This is a genomic window from Nocardia huaxiensis, assembly GCF_013744875.1.
Taxonomy (GTDB): Bacteria; Actinomycetota; Actinomycetes; order Mycobacteriales; family Mycobacteriaceae; genus Nocardia; species Nocardia huaxiensis.
In genome coordinates this window covers 790,453-808,261 of record NZ_CP059399.1, presented here as the reverse complement: position 1 = coordinate 808,261, position 17,809 = coordinate 790,453, and the positions used below count along the sequence as shown (strand labels likewise).

14 protein-coding genes are annotated in these 17,809 nt (G+C 68.5%); 7 read left to right on the top strand and 7 right to left on the bottom strand.

The features are described 5' to 3' along the window. Positions 1-3: 3 nt before the first annotated feature. Genes H0264_RS03695 through H0264_RS03685 form a run of 3 tightly spaced genes read right to left on the bottom strand, consistent with a single transcriptional unit; the run spans position 4 to position 4,463 of the window. A complete protein-coding gene (locus H0264_RS03695; RefSeq protein ID WP_181582654.1) occupies positions 4-1,173 on the bottom strand; it encodes an acyl-CoA dehydrogenase family protein in 1,170 nt (389 codons plus the stop codon). Continuing rightward, the gene (locus tag H0264_RS03690; protein WP_181582653.1) at positions 1,158-2,225 is read right to left on the bottom strand and encodes an acyl-CoA dehydrogenase family protein; all 1,068 of its coding nucleotides are present in this window, start codon (positions 2,223-2,225) and stop codon (positions 1,158-1,160) included. The genes H0264_RS03695 and H0264_RS03690 overlap by 16 nt, the downstream gene beginning before the upstream one ends. A gap of 27 nt (positions 2,226-2,252) precedes the next feature. Beyond that, positions 2,253-4,463, bottom strand: a complete 2,211-nt coding sequence (locus H0264_RS03685; protein WP_181582652.1) for an acyl-CoA dehydrogenase family protein — start codon at positions 4,461-4,463, stop codon at positions 2,253-2,255. A gap of 162 nt (positions 4,464-4,625) precedes the next feature. Between H0264_RS03685 and kstR the strand changes: the two genes are divergently transcribed. The 5 genes from kstR to H0264_RS03660 all read left to right on the top strand — a co-directional run bounded on the left by kstR (position 4,626) and on the right by H0264_RS03660 (position 11,278). Continuing rightward, a complete protein-coding gene (kstR, locus tag H0264_RS03680; protein ID WP_181582651.1) occupies positions 4,626-5,273 on the top strand; it encodes a cholesterol catabolism transcriptional regulator KstR in 648 nt (215 codons plus the stop codon). A gap of 303 nt (positions 5,274-5,576) precedes the next feature. Beyond that, positions 5,577-8,135, top strand: a complete 2,559-nt coding sequence (otsB, locus tag H0264_RS03675) for a trehalose-phosphatase (protein ID WP_181582650.1) — start codon at positions 5,577-5,579, stop codon at positions 8,133-8,135. A gap of 237 nt (positions 8,136-8,372) precedes the next feature. Further along, positions 8,373-9,314 carry a metal ABC transporter solute-binding protein, Zn/Mn family gene (locus H0264_RS03670; protein WP_181582649.1) on the top strand — a complete coding sequence of 314 codons (942 nt, stop codon included), beginning with the start codon at positions 8,373-8,375 and terminating at the stop codon, positions 9,312-9,314. Between the two features lie 192 nt (positions 9,315-9,506). Then, positions 9,507-10,403 carry a metal ABC transporter ATP-binding protein gene (locus tag H0264_RS03665; RefSeq protein ID WP_181585271.1) on the top strand — a complete coding sequence of 299 codons (897 nt, stop codon included), beginning with the start codon at positions 9,507-9,509 and terminating at the stop codon, positions 10,401-10,403. Continuing rightward, positions 10,400-11,278, top strand: coding sequence for a metal ABC transporter permease (locus H0264_RS03660; protein WP_181582648.1), 879 nt, complete (start codon positions 10,400-10,402; stop codon positions 11,276-11,278). The genes H0264_RS03665 and H0264_RS03660 overlap by 4 nt, the downstream gene beginning before the upstream one ends. A 149-nt stretch (positions 11,279-11,427) precedes the next feature. Here the strand turns inward: H0264_RS03660 and H0264_RS03655 are convergent, their stop codons facing one another. Next, positions 11,428-12,303, bottom strand: a complete 876-nt coding sequence (locus tag H0264_RS03655; protein ID WP_244976096.1) for an HhH-GPD family protein — start codon at positions 12,301-12,303, stop codon at positions 11,428-11,430. Between the two features lie 184 nt (positions 12,304-12,487). Here H0264_RS03655 and H0264_RS03650 point away from each other — a divergent pair, with 184 nt between their 5' ends. Next, positions 12,488-13,111: a carbonic anhydrase gene (locus H0264_RS03650; RefSeq protein ID WP_181582647.1), complete on the top strand. Its 624-nt coding sequence runs from the start codon at positions 12,488-12,490 to the stop codon at positions 13,109-13,111. A gap of 114 nt (positions 13,112-13,225) precedes the next feature. Beyond that, positions 13,226-13,891, top strand: a complete 666-nt coding sequence (locus H0264_RS03645) for a hypothetical protein (RefSeq protein WP_181582646.1) — start codon at positions 13,226-13,228, stop codon at positions 13,889-13,891. Positions 13,892-14,015: 124 nt separating this feature from the next. Here the strand turns inward: H0264_RS03645 and disA are convergent, their stop codons facing one another. The 3 genes from disA to H0264_RS03630 form a co-directional block, all read right to left on the bottom strand. Next, a complete protein-coding gene (gene disA / locus H0264_RS03640; protein WP_231083933.1) occupies positions 14,016-15,158 on the bottom strand; it encodes a DNA integrity scanning diadenylate cyclase DisA in 1,143 nt (380 codons plus the stop codon). A gap of 188 nt (positions 15,159-15,346) precedes the next feature. After that, positions 15,347-16,750, bottom strand: a complete 1,404-nt coding sequence (gene radA, locus H0264_RS03635) for a DNA repair protein RadA (RefSeq protein ID WP_181582645.1) — start codon at positions 16,748-16,750, stop codon at positions 15,347-15,349. Positions 16,751-16,894: 144 nt separating this feature from the next. Then, positions 16,895-17,536, bottom strand: coding sequence for a copper chaperone PCu(A)C domain-containing protein (locus tag H0264_RS03630; RefSeq protein ID WP_231083932.1), 642 nt, complete (start codon positions 17,534-17,536; stop codon positions 16,895-16,897). Positions 17,537-17,809 lie beyond the last annotated feature (273 nt).

The following is a 17,809-nucleotide window of genomic DNA, read 5'->3' as shown; positions in this document are numbered from 1 at the left end:
TCCTTATCTGGGAACTCGCGGCAGCGACAGGCCCATCTGGGCGATCAGCTCGCGCATGACTTCGTTCACGCCGCCGCCGAAGGTGACCACCAGGTTCTGCTTGGTGCGCCGGTCCAGCCAGGTCAGCAGTTCGGCGGTCTCGGGGGCGGCGGGATCACCGAAGCGGCCCACGATCTCCTCGGCCAGGCGACCGGCCTCCTGCACCGCCTCGGTGGAGTACACCTTGGTGGCGGAGGCGTCGGCGATCACATCGGCCGGGGCGGCGTCGGGGCGCTCCATATTCGAGGCGACCTGCCAGTTGAGCAGCTCGTTGAGCCGCACCATGGCGTGCAGGCGGCCCAGCGAGCGGCGCACGTCGGCCTCCCCCAGAACGCCCTGGCGCTGCGCCCATTCGCGCACCCGCTCGTAGAGCTGCTCAATCTTGCCGGACGGGCCCAGGCTCACCCGCTCGTGATTGAGCTGGGTGGTGATGAGCTTCCAGCCGCCGTTCTCCTCGCCGACGATCATGTTCGCGGGGACGCGGACATTGTCGAAGTAGGTGGCATTGGTGTGGTGCGCGCCGTCGGCGGTGATGATCGGGGTCCAGGAGTAGCCCGGATCCTTGGTGTCCACGATGAGGATCGTGATGCCGCGGTGCCGCGACTCGACGGTGCCGGTGCGCACGGCCAGCCAGACGTAGTCGGCCTCGTGCGCGCCGGTGGTGAAGATCTTCTGCCCGTTGACGATCCAGTCGCCATTGGCATCCTTGACCGCGGTGGTGCGCAACGCCGCGAGGTCGGTGCCCGCCTCGGGTTCGGAGTAGCCGATGGCGAAATGCACGTCGCCGGTGAGGATTCCGGGCAGGAACTTCTGCTTCTGCTCATCGGTGCCGAAGGATTGCAGTGCCGGGCCGACGGTCAGCAGCGTGACCAGCGGCACCGGCACATCCGCGCGGACGGCCTCGTTGTAGAAGATCTGCTGTTCCAGCGGCCCGAAACCCTGGCCGCCGAACTCCTTCGGCCAGCCCACGCCGAGCCAGCCGTCCCGGCCCATGCGCTTGACCACCGCGCGGTAGGCGTCGCCGTGCCGGTTCACCAGCATCTCGGCCTCCTCCTCGGGAGTCACGAGACCGCTGAAGTACGAACGCAATTCGTCCCGGAGCTGACGCTGCTCAGGGGTTAGGTCGATGAACATCTTGCTCCAAGTCGGTCCAGCCGAAACGATTCGCCGCCCAGCCAGCGGGCGATGTCCTTGGCCTGTGAGTAGTAGCGGTGCAGCGGGTGCGTGACGTCCACGCCGATGCCGCCGTGCAGGTGGTGACACTTCTGCAGGGCCGCGGGCAGTTCCGAGGCGACCGTGTAGGCGAGCACGTCGAGGTCGTCGTCGGTGCGCTCACGCTGTTCGGCGGTCGGATTCTCCTGCGCGAGCGCCCAATTGGCGGACAGGGCGGCGGCGTGCAGGGTGCGCGAGACCACGTAGACGTCCGCGATCTGCTGGGCCACGGCCTGGAACTCGGCCAGCGGACGGCCGAACTGCTGCCGGGTGCGGACGTGCTCGGCGGTCAGGGCGATGACGCCCTTGAGCAGACCGTCCGCCACCGCGCCGAGGGCAGCCAGGGCGTACCGGTGCAGTTCGGTGAGGCCGCCGGGCAGCAGCTGCTCGGCCGGGATCTGCACCTGATCGAATTGGAGCGAAAACTCCGGCACGCCATCGGAGGTGGGGCTCGCGGTGCGGGTGATGCCCGGCGCTTCACCGTCCACCAGCGCGATGCCGGCGTCAGTGGGCACCAGGATCCAGCGCGCGGTGTCGGCGTACGGCACGGCGATCTTGTGGCCGGTGACGCGGACGGTCGCGCCGTCGGCCACCGCCACGGTTTCCGGCTTGACGGTGAACGGCGCGCCCGTCTCGTGCAGGGCGGCGGTCAGCACCGCACCCTCCGCGACGGCGGGAAACACCTTCTCCGCCACGGTATCCGGCACGCCGATGGCCAGCAGCGGCAGCACGCCGAAGCCGAGCGTGCTCAGCGCGGGGGTCTGCACGGCGTCGGTGGCCAGCTCGGTGAGCATGGCCGACACCTCCAGCAGCCCCATATCGTCACCACCGAAGCGCTCGGGTAGCGGCACGGCCAGCAGACCGCTGTCCGCGATCACCGGCCACAGTGCGATATCCCGCGCGCTTTCGCGTTCCAGCAAACTTACGACAACCTCGGCGACAGCGTCCTGGCTCTCGTCCCTGGTGAAGTCCAATTCAATGCTCCCGGTAGAAGTGTGGACTCAGCCGTGCGACTCGCGCGGCAGTCCGAGAATTCGTTCACCGGCGACGGTCAACAAAATTTGCTCGGTACCGCCCGCAATCGACAAACAACGTGTGAGCAGGAATTCTTTCACCACTTCGGTTTCCAGAGCGCCCGCCGCACCGGACAATTCGACGGCAAATTCGGCCACCGCCTGCCGGTGACGCACACCGACCAGTTTGCGAACACTGCTCTGCGGCCCGGGATCGCCTCCGCTGAGCAGCTTTTGCGCTGCACGAGCTTCCAGCAAAGTTCCTGCTACCGACTCGGAAATAAGCCCGCCGAGACGATCGGCGACCAATTCCGCACCCGGGCCGGACTTGGGCGCGGCCGCGATGAGCTTCTCCAATTCCTCGCCGATTCCCTTGCCGCCCATGGCGACCCGCTCGGCCGACAAAGTGGAACGCGCGATCTTCCAACCATTTCCGAGCGTGCCGACCAAGCATTCGTCCGGAACGAACACATCGTCCAGGAACACCTCGTTGAATCGCGCCTCACCGGTGATCTCCACCAGCGGCCGGATATCCAGGCCCGCGCTCTTCATATCGACCAGGAAATAGCTGATGCCCTTGTGCTTGGGCGCGTCGGCATCGGTGCGCGCCAGGCAGATACCCCACGTCGCCTTGTCGGCGAGCGAGGTCCACACCTTCTGGCCGCGCAGCTTCCAGCCGCCCTCGACCCGTTCGGCCACCGTGCGCAGCGCCGCCAGATCCGAACCCGCGCCGGGCTCGGAGAACAGCTGGCACCAGATCACCTCACCGGTGAGCGTGGGCATGGCGTAGCGCTCGATCTGCTCGGCGGTACCCCACTGCAGCAGGGTCGGAATCGCCCAGTTGGCAATGGCCAGCTCCGGCAACTCGATCCCGGCCTGGCGAACCTGATCGTCGAGCCAGGTGCGCAGGATCGGGCCCGCGCCGCGACCGTACGGGGCCGGCCAGTGCGAAGCCAGCAGACCGGATTCGGCCAGCGCGTTGCGCTGCTGCTCGACCGGCAGCGCCGCGATCTTGGCCAGATCGGCCGCCAGCACCGCGGCGTCGGCCGCGTCGATGCCCAGCGTGTCCCAGGCCGAGTCACCCTCGGCCGCATCGGAATCCGCGCCCAGCGCCAGACCGACCGAACGCCGGTGACCCGCGTAGGTCAGCTCGGCGACCCGGGCCCGCCAGTGCGCGCTGCCGCCCACCAGCTGGCGCATGGCGGTGGCCTTGCGCAGATACAGGTGCGCGTCGTGCTCCCAGGTGAAACCGATTCCACCCAGCACCTGAATGCAATCCTTCGCCGTCTCGACAGCGGCATCCAGGGATACCGCGAGCGCGATGGCGGCGGCCAAGCCGAGTTCGCTACTGCCGGTGTCCACGGCATGCGCGGCATCGGCGGCCACGGCGCGAATCTGCTCGGCCCGGCACAGCATCCACGCGCAAATGTGTTTGACCGCTTGGAATTCGCCGATCTTCTTACCGAATTGCTCACGCACCTTGGCGTATTCGGTGGCGGTCTCCAGGCACCAGCCCGCGATGCCCGCGGCCTCGGCGGCAATGAGCACGGCGGCCAGATCGCGCGGATCCTGGACCGGTTCGAAGATCCGATCCTGCGGCACAGCGACATCCGCGAGGGTGACCCGCGCCAGCGGCGTGCTCTGGTCGATGGCATCCAGCGGCTCCACCCGCAGACCCGTCGCCTCGGCGTCGATCAGCGCCCAGAGTCGCCGGTCACCGCTGCGCAGCGGCAGCAGGACGGCGGTGCCGGGTGCGGCGCCGATCACGTTGTCCCACACGCCGGACATGGTGAGATCGGGGGCGGTGTTCGAGCCGCCGGTTCGCGACCTGCCCAAACCGGAGTAATCGTCTGCCGATATTGCGATTTCGCCCCCGAGGGCAATGCCGCACGGCGTATTCTCGTCGAGCATCTCGCCCGCAACGAGTCCCGCCAATGCGGTCGAGAGGACCGGTCCGCCGACCAGATCATGTGCCGCCTGCTCCACCAGAACGGCCAGATCCGCGACGGAACCACCGGCCCCGCCGGCCTCCTCCGGAACCGCGACCCGGAAAATTCCGAGATCGGCCAGGCGCGACCAGTATTCGCGCCAATATTCCGGTGCGCCGGTTCGCATTGTTGCAATTGGGCGCACTGCCGCGGCCCATCCACGCATCGACTCCTGAACGGCTTTATGCTCGTCAGTGGTGGCTATGGTCACACTCCATACCGCCTTTCCGGCGTGACTTCAGCTCCTAGAACATGTTCTAATGTTCGAGCCGGGCGGAAGTCAAGCGCCGTCCGGTCGCGGTACGAACTCGTATCCAGCCGACGCTGGGGTGAGATGAACCGAACGATTCGTGCAGGAAAGGACTTTCAACCGATGGCCAGTCCCTCCCGATCGCAGGCCGCCGACGGGGTGGCTACCGCGCGCACCGCGCCTGTCACCACGCTCAGCGAGGACGACCTGAGCTCGGCCGCCCAGCGCGACCGGCGCAAGCGGATCCTCGACGCGACCCTCGCGCTGGCCTCCAAGGGTGGGTACGACGCGGTCCAGATGCGAGCGGTCGCCGAACGCGCCGATGTCGCCGTGGGCACGCTCTACCGGTACTTCCCGTCCAAAGTGCACCTGCTGGTGTCCGCGCTCGCCCGGGAATTCGAGCAGTTCGAGGGACGGCGGAAGCCGTTGCAGGGCAGCACTCCCCAGGAGCGCATGCACCTGCTGCTGACCCAGGTCACCCGGGCCATGCAGCGCGACCCGCTGCTCACCGAGGCCATGACGCGCGCGTTCATGTTCGCCGACGCGTCCGCGGCGGCCGAAGTGGATCGCGTCGGCAAGGTGATGGACCGGTTCTTCGCCCGCGCACTGTCCGACGAGATTCCCACTGACCGGGAACTGGCCATCGCCCGAGTCATCTCCGATGTCTGGTTGTCCAACCTCGTTGCGTGGCTGACCCGTAGGGCCTCCGCCACCGACGTGACCGAACGCCTGGAGCTGACCGTCGATCTGCTCATCGGCAAGAAGGAGTAGCCCAACTCCCTGGGATCCCTCAGGGGCTTCGCCCCCGAACCCCCGACGGCGGGAGAGGCTTCCCAGCGAACGCACACCGGGCGTTCTCACGAATGCCCGAACGGCCGCGCACCCCCGGAGAGTGCGCGGCCGTTGCTGTTTCCGCTGTTCAGGGGGGTATCGAGGTTGAAGATCACACAGTTGGTGAACGGCGTGCAAGTGTCCTGTAAACGCTATGTATCACCGCCAGAACAAGTGGGCAATCTCTACCCAGTAGCATCACTCGCGCCCTGAAAAATCTCCTCCGATCATTAGGTTGGATGCGTGAGCGCACAGGATTTGCCACTCGAACTTCGCCGTGCGTTGGCAGCCATCGCCCGAGTGCCTCGGCTGCTGGTCGCTTCGGACTACGACGGGACGATCGCGCCCATCGTCTCCGACCCCGCGAAGGCCTATCCCCATCGAGAATCGGTCAGTGCGCTGCGCGCACTCGCCGGTCTCACCGGAACCACCGCGGCCGTGATCTCCGGCCGTGCCCTACGAGATCTCGCGGCGCTGTCCCGGCTGCCCGTCGAGGTACAGCTGATCGGCAGCCACGGTTCGGAATTCGATGTCGGCTTCGTGCACGCCATCGACAACGACGCCAAGCAGTTGCATCAGGAAGTCCAGGCGACGCTGACCCAGATCGCCCAGGACAATCCGGGTGCGACCGTCGAGATCAAACCGGCTTCCGTCGCCCTGCATGTCCGCAATGCCTCCCCCGAAATCGGCCGCCGCGCACTCGTTCAGGTGCGGCAGGGGCCGGCCAGCTGGGTCGGCGTTCAGGTCACCGAGGGCAAGGAGGTCATCGAACTCGCGGTCGTCGAAACCGACAAGGGCGCCGCGCTGGACATCGTCCGGCATCAACAGGGAGCCTCGGCCGCCGTCTTCATCGGTGATGATGTAACCGATGAGAAGGCGTTCAAACGTCTTTCGGGACCGGATGTCGGCATCAAGGTCGGCGACGGCGAATCCCTCGCCGAATACCGGGTCGCCTCCACCGAGGACGTCTCGCGCGCCCTCGCGTTCCTGCTCGAGGAACGCCGGAGCTGGCTGGCCGGTGCCTCCGCCCCCCGAATCGAGCGGCTGACCATGCTGGCCAGCCCGCGCTCCAAAGCCCTTGTCACACCGGACGGAACGGTCACCTGGCTGTGCCATCCGGAACCCGATTCGGCCGCCGTCTTCGCGCACCTGCTGGGCGGACCCGGCGCCGGGCACTTCACCATCCAGCCCGAACGGGCCGGACTGCCGCTGTCCCAGCGCTACATCGACGGCACCATGACCGCCGAAACCCGGTGGGCCAGTTTGCAGGTCGTCGACTACCTGCCGCACGACGTGGTGCCCGAACGCACCGACCTCACCCGCGTCATCACCGGTGACGCCAAGGCGGTCGTAACCTTCGCGCCCCGACCGGAATTCGGACAGGTGCCGGTGCGCATCGTGCCCGATCCGTCCGGATTGATCGTGCAGGGCACCAACGATCCGATGGTGCTGCGCTCCCCCGGCGTGGACTGGGAGATCATCGACGACGGCAATCACCACACCGCCCGCGCCGTCGTCGACCCGCGCCAGGGACCGATCGTCCTGGAATTGCGCTGCGGCACCTCCGATCTCGCCCCCGCCATGACCCCCGAGGCGGACCGGCGACGGGAAGCCGAGCGGTACTGGGCCGGCTGGGCCAGCTCGCTGGAACTGCCGCCGCTCAAGCCCGATCTCATGAAGCGGTCCGCGCTCACCCTGCGCGGACTGGTGCACGCGCCGTCGGGATCCATCCTGGCCGCGGCCACCACCTCGCTGCCCGAGGACATCGGCGGCGTGCGCAACTGGGACTACCGCTACTGCTGGCTGCGCGACGCCTCGCTCACCGCCTCCGCGCTGGTGTCGCTGGGGTCCATCGGCGAGGCCGAGGACCTGCTGGCCTGGGTGCACCGGGTGCTGGAAACCCTGCCCGGACCCGAACGCCTGCACCCGCTCTACACGCTCTACGGCGAAACCCTGCCGCCCGAAGCCTCGCTCGACCAGCTGCCCGGCTATGCCGGATCGCGGCCGGTGCGCGTCGGCAACGCGGCCAACATGCAGGTGCAGCTCGATGTGTTCGGTCCCATCGTGGACCTCATCTCGCAGCTCGCGCACGCACGGGAACGCAAGGGCATCACCGATCCGAAACGGGCTCTGCCGGACGCGGATTGGGAGCTCGTGCACGCCATGGTGTCCGCCGTGCAGCGGCGCTGGCGCGAACCCGACCACGGCATCTGGGAGATTCGCGGCAATCCGCGGCATCACGTGTACTCGAAGGTCATGGGCTGGCTGACCGCCGACCGGGCCATCACCCTGGCGCGCCAGTTCGGGCGCGGCGTCGATCCCGAATGGGAGAAACTGCGCGACACCATCGCCGACGAGGTGAAGATCGAAGGCTGGAACGACGAGGTCCAGTCCTACACGGCCGCCTACGACGGCACCGACCTGGATGCCGCCACCCTGCACATCGGTCTGAGCGGTCTGATCGACCCCTCCGACCCCCGCTTCGCCGCCACCGAAGCCGAACTCCGCAGCGGTTCCACCGTCTACCGCTACCACCACGACGACGGCCTGCCCGGCGGGGAAGGCGGCTTCCACCTGTGCGCCGCCTGGCTCGTCGAGGCCTACCTCCTCATCGGCAAGCGCGAGGACGCCGAAGCGCTCTTCGCCCAGCTCGTCGACGTCGCGGGCCCGACCGGCCTGCTGAGCGAGGAGTACGACCCCGTCGCCGAACGCTCCCTGGGCAACCACCCCCAGGCCTACAGCCACCTCGGCCTGCTGCGCTGCGCTCAGCTGTTGAGCCAGCCGGTGGCAGCGCTGACGTAACGGTCCTACCGGACCGAAGTCGTTGCGGCCCTCGCGAACTGAACGTTCGCGAGGGCCGCACCCATATTCGCCCCGCGTGCGTCCCGCTCTCGCACTCCCCCTCCCTCCCGGCCTCACTGAGGGGTGTCAAGCACCACACCGGGCAGTCGGAATTCGTTCGACCTGGACGGGTGCGCTACATTCAAATGGCAATCGTTTTCGTTTTGGATAGTGCTGTTCAGTTCAGGAGTGCCCCGCGTGACCGCCAGACTTGCTCGAGGATTCGCCTGCTTCGCCGCAGGGCTTGCCGCTGTCGCTACTCTCACCGCGTGCGGTGGCAAGAGCGGATCCGATGAGCTGACCGTCGTGGCGTCCACCAACGTCTGGGGCGATATCGCCCGGACCGTCGCGGGCTCCGACGTGAAGGTCGAGTCGATCATCAACGACCCGAGCGCCGACCCGCACTCGTTCGAACTATCCCCCGTCGACGCGGCCAAGATCAGCGACGCCGAACTCGTCGTCTACAACGGCGGCGGCTACGACGAGTTCATCGACAAGGCCATCGCGGGCAAGAACAAGCGGAACGTGAACGCGGTCGAGATCGCCGGCGAGGACTCGCACGAACACGGCGCCACCACCACCGCCGCGCCCGCCACCACCGGCGGCCACGATCACGAGCACGGCAACGAGCACGTCTGGTACGACGTGCACGTCGCCGGTGAGGTCGCCGAGCACATCGCCGAACAGCTCGGCGAGATCGATCCCGCGCACAAGGACGACTACGCCAAGCGCGCCGCAGACTTCGCCGCCCAGCTGACCGCCATCGAGGCCGTCACCACCAAGATCGCCGCCGAGCACCCGAACCAGCCGGTCCTGCAGACCGAGCCGCTCGCCTACTACATGCTGCTCGCCGCCAAGGCCGACGACCGCACCCCGCACGGCTTCCAGGAGGCCGTCGAGCAGGAGACCGATCCGGCCCCGGCCGATGTCGCCGCCGTACGGGACCTGTTGAACGGCAAGCAGGTTCGCGCCCTCGTCTACAACATCCAGACCGAGAGCAAGATCACCGAGGACCTGCGCAAAACCGCCGAGTCCGCCGGCATCCCGGTCGTGAACGTCACCGAGACCCTCCCCGAGGGCCAGACCTACGTGCAGTGGATGACCGCCAACGCCCAGGCCCTCGCCAAGGCGCTGGGGTAACCGCACCCGATGCCTGCCACCGTCGAATCGAAGGAAGGGGTCGCGCTGAATCTCCGCACCGCAGCACGCCCCCGGCAGGCGTCCGCCACCCCGCGGTCGAACCCCGCTGCCAACACCGGGAGCACCACCATGAACCCGAAACCAGCCCTCGTCGACACGACGGGAATCAGCGCACACCTCGGCGACATGAATATGCCTGTGAACGGACAGGTTTCAACGGCGACCGCAAGCCGCGCGGAAGCCGCGCCGGCCACCGCCGACAGCGCGCCCGCGGTCCGGCTGTCGAACGCGCGACTGGCGTTCGGCGACCGAACCCTGTGGCAGGGACTGGATCTGGAAATTCAGCCCGGAGAATTCATTGCGGTCTTGGGGCCCAACGGATCCGGGAAAACCTCGCTGCTGAAAGTGTTGCTCGGCCAGAATTCGCTCAGCGGCGGCGCCGCCGAAATCGCCGGAAAACCCGCGCGCGCGGGGAATCCCGATATCGGATATGTCCCGCAGCAGAAGACCTTCGACGCCGGAGTGCAATTGCGCGGCGTCGATCTGGTCGGACTCGGCGTGGACGGGCACCGCTGGGGACTCGGACTGCGCGGGCGCAAGGAACGCAAAAGAAAAGTGGCGGAAGCCATTACAGCCGTGGGGGCGGAGAAATTCGCCGACTCACCAGTGGACGTGCTGTCCGGCGGTGAACAGCAGCGACTACGCGTCGCGCAGGCCCTGGTCGGCGATCCGCGCGTCCTGCTCTGCGACGAACCGCTGCTCAGCCTCGACCTCGCCAATCAGCGCCTCGTGTCCGAACTCATCGACCAGCGGCGGCACTCACACGACACCGCCGTGCTGTTCGTGACACACGAGATCAATCCCATTCTGCCGCTGGTGGATCGGGTGCTCTACCTGGTCGACGGCAAGTTCCGGATCGGCACGCCCGACGAGGTCATGACCTCCGAGGTGCTGTCCGAGCTGTACGGCACCCAGGTCGACGTGCTGCGGGTACGCGGGCGGCTCGTGGTCGTCGGCACCGGCGACGTCATGGACGCGCTCGGCACCGCCGGCGGGCACTGCCACGGCGACGACGAGGTCCGGGCATGAACGACAAGCTCTCCGGCGTCCTGACGAAGATGCTGGACTTCTCCACCACCGCGAATCTGCTGTCCTACGACTTCGTGCAGCAGGCCGTGATCGCGGCCGCGCTGCTGGGCCTGCTCGCGGGAGCCATCGGCCCGCTGATCATTTCGCGGCAGATGTCGTTCGCGGTGCACGGCACCAGCGAACTGTCGCTCACCGGCGCGGCGGCGGCGCTGCTCGCGGGAATCGGCGTCGGGATGGGGGCGATCATCGGCTCCGTGGTGGCGGCCGTGCTGTTCGGCGTGCTGGGAAACCGTGCGCGCGAACGCGATTCGGTCATCGCCGTGGTGCTGTCCTTCGGGCTCGGCCTGTCGGTGCTGTTCCTCTGGCTCGGCCCCGAGCGGGCGGGCTCGAAGTTCTCGCTGCTCACCGGGCAGGTGGCCAGCGTCGGTTACAGCGGGCTGAGCCTGCTCGCCACCTGCACCGCCGCCGTGCTGATCGTGCTCGCGGCCATCTACCGGCCGCTGCTGTTCGCCAGCTCCGACCCGGAAGTGGCGGTGGCGCGCGGAGTTCCGGTGCGGGCGCTGTCCATCGTGTTCGCCGTGCTGCTCGGCGTCACCGCGGCCTTCGGCGTGCAGATCGTCGGTGCGCTGCTGGTGCTGTCGCTGCTCATCACCCCGGCTGCGGCAGCGGCCCAGCTCACCGCGAACCCGGTCCGCGCAACGGTTCTCGCGATCGTGTTCGCCGAAACCGCGGCGGTGGGCGGCATCCTGCTGTCCCTCGCGCCCGGCGTGCCGATCTCGACCTTCGTCACCACCATCTCGTTCACCATCTACCTGGTGTGCCGGCTGATCGGTTCGCGCACCCGCAACCGCCGCAAGGCGCTCGTTCCAGCCTGACCGATCCCCACAGCTCGGCCTCGGCACGCGCCGCACACCGCGTCCGAGGTCTGCGATCTGCGGCGTGAGGGGCCGCAGATCATGCCCGCGCGCACCCCGTCCAAGGCGACGTCCCCTCGTCCTGCCTTGTGCGGGGTGCGCTTCCGGGTTCAGGAGACCGTGCCGCCCTCGCCCGCGAGTGCGAACAGGCCGTCGGCGGTCTGCTCGATGAGGCCGTCCACCAGCAGTGAGTCGAGTGCGCGGGCGCGCTGACCCGGATCGCGCGTCCAGGCAAGATCGAGCAGGACGCGCTCCACCGGCCCGTGCGCGTCACGCAGCACGTCGAGGAGGCGGCCGCGGGCCTGACGGTCGGTGCCCTCGTACTTCTGCACGCGGCGCACCACTTCCGACGCCGGGCGGCCCGCCGCGACCCACGCACAGGCCGGGAGCGGGCAGCGCGCGCAGTCCGGATTGCGGGCGGTGCAGACGGTCGCGCCCAATTCCATGAGAGCGGCCGAGAAGACCGCCGCGCGGTCGACGCGGGCCGGGAGCAGGGCCTCGGTTTCGGTGAGGTCGCGGGCTGCCGGATTGCCCGCCTCGGCCTTGCCGTGCACGGCGCGCGCCACGACGCGGCGAACATTGGTGTCCACCACCGGGACTCGCTGACCGTAGGCGAAACACGCCACGGCGCGGGCGGTGTACGCGCCGATGCCCGGGAGGCTCAGCAGCACATCCACATCCGTGGGCACCTCGTCACCGTGATCGCGAGCCAGCACCTGGGCGCACTCGTGCAGGCGCAGCGCGCGGCGCGGGTAACCGAGCTTGCCCCAGGCCCGCAGCACCTCACCCTGCGGGGCGGCGGCCATGGCGGAGGGCACCGGCCAGCGGGCCACCCATTCCCGCCAGATCGGTTCGACGCGGACCACAGGTGTCTGCTGCAACATGATTTCGCTCATCAGAATCTGCCAGGCGGTGACTTCCGGCCGCCGCCACGGGAGATCGCGGGCGGTTTCGCCGTACCAGTCGATGAGCGTGTCGCTGTCCAAGAATTCCGCCTCCCCGGCCGACGAGTTACCCGCATCTTACGAAATCAGTTGTCGCTACAGGTACGGTGACGGCGTCCGCGAGATCCGGACTCACCACCGGTCAGCGGCCGGTGCCAGTCCGTCTTTGCCGGACCGTAACTTCACGGACTCGCCGGTAACCGAACCTCTATGGAAAATGGGACGCATGCCGCATTCCAACCCGATCAGTGCCTGGAAAGCCCTGCGTGAAGGCAACGAGCGCTTCGTCAACGGCACGTTGCAGCACCCTAGCCAGGGCGCCGCCGACCGGGCCAGGCTCAGCAAAGGCCAGCAGCCCTCGGCCATTCTCTTCGGTTGCGGCGACTCCCGCGTGGCCGCCGAGATCGTCTTCGACCAGGGCCTGGGCGAGATGTTCGTGGTCCGCACGGCCGGCCATGTCATCGACTCCTCCGTGCTCGGATCCATCGAGTACGGCGTGCACGTCCTCAATGTGCCGCTGATCGTGGTGCTCGGCCACGACACCTGCGGCGCGGTGCACGCCACCATCGACGCTCTCGACAACGGCAATGTGCCCGGCGGGTTCATTCGCAGCGTCGTCGAACGCGTCACCCCGTCCATCCTGCTCGGCCGCCGCGAAGGGCTCAGCTCCGTCGACGAGCTCGAGGCCCGCCACGTCGAGGAGACCGCTCGCCTGCTCATGCAGCGGTCGATGATCATCTCCCAGCGCGTCGCCACCGGCGAGTGCGCCATCGCCTGCGTCACCTACAACCTCGCCGAAGGTCAGATCAAGCTGCACCGCGTCATCGGCAATATCGGCGAAATCGTCTGATCCCCCGGTCGCGGGGCGAAGCTGCGAAATGTACCCGGCGGGTAGGGCTTTTCACGTCCGACACGCCGAGACCCTGCGCCGGGTGCACCGGACCGTGCCCTTACCGTTGTCACCGTGCTGGAACCGAATGGACCACTGCCGCCGGAAATCTACTGGCGCCGTCGCCTGCTCGCGATCGGTGTGCTGGCGGTCGCGCTCGCACTGGTGCTCTGGATCGCCTTCGCCGTGCTGCGCGGCGGCGGTGACGACAACAAGGCCGACGGGGCGAAGACCACGACGTCGGCCACGCACAAACCGGCCGGAAGCTCCTCCGGCGCACCGGAATCCAGTGGCGCCAACCCGTCGGGTACGAGCGTCAGCGCCAGCGCCGCGCCGGCCGGGCAGAACAAGCAGTGCCCGGATCAGTCGCTGGCGGTGAAGGTGAATCCGGAGCAGCCCACCTACAAGGCGGGCGAGCAGCCGGTGTTCGGCATCGTCATCACCAATATCTCCAGCGCCACCTGCGAACGCGATATGGGCAGCGCCCTGCAGCAGGTCACGGTGCAATCCCTGGACGGCCAGCGCCGCATGTGGGCCAGCACCGACTGCTACCCGGAGGGCCCCTCCGACCTGCGCACCCTGACCGCCGGCCAGCAGGCTTTCTTCCGGGTCACCTGGACCGGAACCTCCTCCCAGCCGAGCTGCGCGGGCGAACGCGTGCCGGTGCCCGCGGGCGCGTATGTGGTCACGGCCCAACTGGGTTCGGTCCGCAGCAACCCGGAGCCGTTCAACATCGCCTGATCGCGGTCCCTGCCATCCCGGCGCGGCCTCGTCATCCCGGCGCGCTTTTGGCCGGGATCGACACGGATAGCGTGCCCCACTCTGTGGATTCCGGCCAAAAGCATGCCGGAATGACGGTGCAAACTCAGGCGTAGCCGTGCTCGCTCAATCGCGCGAGGCCCTCCCGAATGCGGCGCGCCAGTTGGGCGTTCACGCCGTCCACGTCCTCCAGATCGGCCTGCGCGGCCTCCAGCAGCGCGCGTAGCGTCCCGAAATTGGCCACCAGGGGTTCGACCCTGCGGAAGGGCACGCGCGGAATCTGAGCGATCAGCCGGTAACCGCGCGGGCCGACCGCGGTGTCCAGGGCCTCCAGCGTGGCCGGATAGCCCAGGGGCGGAGCCAGATTCGCCAGCTCCAGCAGATCCGGCTCGGCCAGCGCGTCCAGCCGGGCGAGGGCGCGATCCACCTGCGCCTCACCCGCCGCCTCACCGACCAGATAGTCGCGCACCAGCAGGCGGCGCAGATTCTCGGTGTCGGCGATCAATTCGCTCAATTGCAGGGCCAACTGGCGGCCGTCCACGCCGAGCTCCAGCACATCCTGCTCGATCTCACCCGCCGTGCGCCGCATGAGCTCGAGGCAGTGCACCACCGTGAGCACATCGCGCAGCGCCGCCAGATCCTCCACCTCGAGGGCCGACAACCGCCGCGTCACCTCGTCCAGCCGCGACCGATACCGCTGCAGCGTGGCCATGGCCTGATTGGCCCGCGTCAGGATGATCGCCGACGGCTGCACGAGATGCCGTGCGCCACCGACGTATACGGTCACCAGCCCGGTCGAGGCGCTCACCGACACCACCGGGTATCCGGTCTGCGCGGCAGTGCGCTCGGCCGCCTTGTGCCGGGTCCCCGACTCCACCGTGGGCAGCGCCGGATCCGGCACCAGATGCACATTGGCCCGCACGATCCGCGACCCGTCGGTGGAGAGCACCACGGCCCCATCCATTTTCGACAGTTCCCGCAACCGCGTCGGCGCGAACTCCACATCCAGTTCGAAGCCGCCGTCGCAGATCCGCTCCACCCGCTCGTCGTAGCCGAGCACCACCAGCCCGCCCGTACCCGCCAGCAGAATCCGGTCGATGCCGTCCCGCAGCTGCGTGCCCGGCACCAGCCGCGCGATCACATCCCGCTCGGCCTCCACCGGAAACTCCTGCAGCGCGGCAGTATCACCGCCGCGCGAGGACAGCGTCCCCGAACGGCCCAGCAGCCCGCTCATCCAGCGCCCGGCCATTACGTGCCCATCCCACGGCGTAGCCAACTCGATCCCCCGACCGTCATCGGACCACCTTCGCGTCACGCCGCCGCAGCGGCCTCCTCGTCGATCCTCTCCCCCCTCATTCGATCACCCGTACCGAGCGGCCTCGGCGGCGGCCATGCCCGAGCATGTCGCCAGAAGTTCCGCACGTTTCAGGACCGGCTCTACTCCGCCATCTCGGCCACGTCCGTGCGCGGCCGACGGCGTGCCCGCAGGCCGGTGATGGACAGGGCCGCACCGAGATCGGAGACCTCACGCACAGTCATATTGCGGCCGGTGCGTTCGACGCCGGGCGGGACGAGCGCTTCGGTGAAGCCCAGGCGTTCGGCCTCGGCGAGGCGGCGGGTCAGGCCCGTCACCTGGCGCACCTCGCCCGCGAGACCGACCTCGCCGAGCACGACCATGCCGCTGGGGAGGGCGCGGTCCATGCTGGCGGACGCGATGGCAAGGGCCACGGCCAGATCCGCGGCGGGTTCGGTGAGGCGCATGCCGCCGACGGTGGCCGCGTACACGTCCTGCTTGCCGACGTAGACGCCGCCGCGGCTCTGCAGGACCGCCAGAACCATTGCGACACGGTTGAAGTCGAGGCCGCTCACCGCGCGGCGGGGAGCGGGGGCCTGGGTGTCGACGGTGAGGCCCTGCACCTCGCCGAGCATGGGACGCTTGCCGTCCATGGCCACGGTGACGGCGGTGCCGGGGACCGCGTCGCCGCGATGGTGCAGGAACAGGCCCGAAGGGTCGTCCACACAGGCGATTCCGGCCTCGCGCATCTCGAAGCAGCCCACCTCGTCGGTGCTGCCGAAACGGTTCTTGATGCCGCGCACCATGCGCAGTGAGGAATGCTTGTCGCCCTCGAACTGCAGCACCACGTCCACCAGATGCTCGAGCGTGCGCGGGCCCGCGACCGCGCCGTCCTTGGTGACGTGACCGACCAGCAGCACCGAGACGCCGCTTGCCTTGGCCAGCGAGGTGAGCGCGGCCGTCACCGAGCGCACCTGGGTGACGCCGCCGATCACGCCGTCGGCGTCGTGGGCGATCATGGTCTGCACCGAGTCCACCACCAGCAGCGTCGGGCGCACCTGCTCGACGTGCCCGAGAATCGTGGCGAGATCGGATTCGGCTGCCAGATAGACCTTTTCGTGCACGGCCCCGGTGCGGTCGGCCCGCAGCCGCACCTGCCCGGCGGACTCCTCCGCCGTCACGTACAGCGCGATCTCGCCGCGCGCCCGCGCCCACCGATGCGCCACCTCGAGCAACAGCGTCGACTTGCCGACCCCCGGCTCGCCCGACAGCAGCACCACCGACCCGGGCACGATGCCCCCGCCCAGCACCCGGTCCAACTCCGACACACCCGTGGAGCGCGCCTGCGTGGTCTGCGAATCGATCGTCGAAATGGGCGCGGCCGCCGTGCTCGGCAGCATCGCCCGCCGCCCCACGGCCACCGCCGCCGACGACGACACCGACTCCTCGATGGTCCCCCACCCGCCGCACGAGGGACACCGCCCGACCCACTTGGCGACCTCGTGCGCGCAATCCGCACACCGGTACAGCGATTTCACCTTGGCCACGCCCGGCAGCCTAGCGACGCGCGGTGACATTTTGCCCTCCGCTTCGTTCCGGGCGGGTTCGCGCTTGTTTCTTGGGGTGCTGAAACGACCGCACCCGCCTCGGTGGTCCGAAGCGGGTGCGGTGGAAGGGTTTTCAGTGGGGGCTCAGTGGCCGCCGCCCTTGTGCTCCTCGGCGGCGCCGGCGTTCGGGGACTCCTTGCGCTCGAGGTCCGGCCCGGCGTCGACCGGGACGTTGACCACGACGGTGCCGGCCTTCTCGAAGTTGAAGGTGACCGGGTAGGTCAGGCCGGCGGTGACGTCCTTGGTGAGGCCGGTGACCTCGATCAGGACCGGGGCCTTGTTCGGGTCGGCGGCCTGATCGGCGGCCGGGGCGGCGGGGGCGCTGGTGGTCGCGCCGTGCGAGTCGGCTCCGTGCGAGTCGGCGGGGGCGCCGTGCTCCTCGACGGCGGCGGTGGACAGGTCGGACACGAGCGTCGCCTGCGGCTTGATCTCGTTGCTGCCCTTGATGGTCACCTCGCCCAGCTCGGTCTTGATGCTGACCAGCTTGTCGGTGGTGCCTTCGCTGAAGTTGACGGCGCTGAAGGCCAGAACGGCCTTGCCGCCCTTGGCATTGCGGTATTCCTCGTTCTGCGGCAGCAGGAATCGCACATCGCGCAGCGCCACCTGGCCGACGTCCGCGCCGTTGCCGTTGACGGCCGCGACCTGGTCCGCCGTCTGAGAGATCTGTCCGGCGCCACAGCCCGACAGGGTGAGCACCGCGCCGGCCGCGAGTGCTGCAACTGTCACGGCACTCCGACGCGCCTTGGACGCAGTGGTGGCTTTCAGGGCAGTCACGGGTTGTCCTCCATGTCGACCGGGCTAACTCCACTATGGAGAGTAGTAGTCAATGAGAGTAATGCGTCGGTTCCCACGCCTTGCGCGGGGGACGGCGTTTCCTCCCCGGGGCCTCCGCCCCCGGACCCCCCGGAATCGGGGCGCTGCCCCCGGCCCCCGTTGAGGGGTGTTGCGATTTTCAGTCGATGCGCGCAAATTGCGCAGTGCCTGATTGCGTATGCGATG

Bases quoted from the DNA above. Each gene is read 5' to 3' on its own strand.
- H0264_RS03695 (WP_181582654.1), bottom strand. From the start codon at position 1,173: ATGTTCATCGACCTAACCCCTGAGCAGCGTCAGCTCCGGGACGAATTG.
- kstR (WP_181582651.1), top strand. From the start codon at position 4,626: ATGGCCAGTCCCTCCCGATCGCAGGCCGCCGACGGGGTGGCTACCGCG.
- H0264_RS03665 (WP_181585271.1), top strand. From the start codon at position 9,507: ATGCCTGTGAACGGACAGGTTTCAACGGCGACCGCAAGCCGCGCGGAA.
- H0264_RS03660 (WP_181582648.1), top strand. From the start codon at position 10,400: ATGAACGACAAGCTCTCCGGCGTCCTGACGAAGATGCTGGACTTCTCC.
- H0264_RS03650 (WP_181582647.1), top strand. From the start codon at position 12,488: ATGCCGCATTCCAACCCGATCAGTGCCTGGAAAGCCCTGCGTGAAGGC.
- disA (WP_231083933.1), bottom strand. From the start codon at position 15,158: ATGGCCGGGCGCTGGATGAGCGGGCTGCTGGGCCGTTCGGGGACGCTG.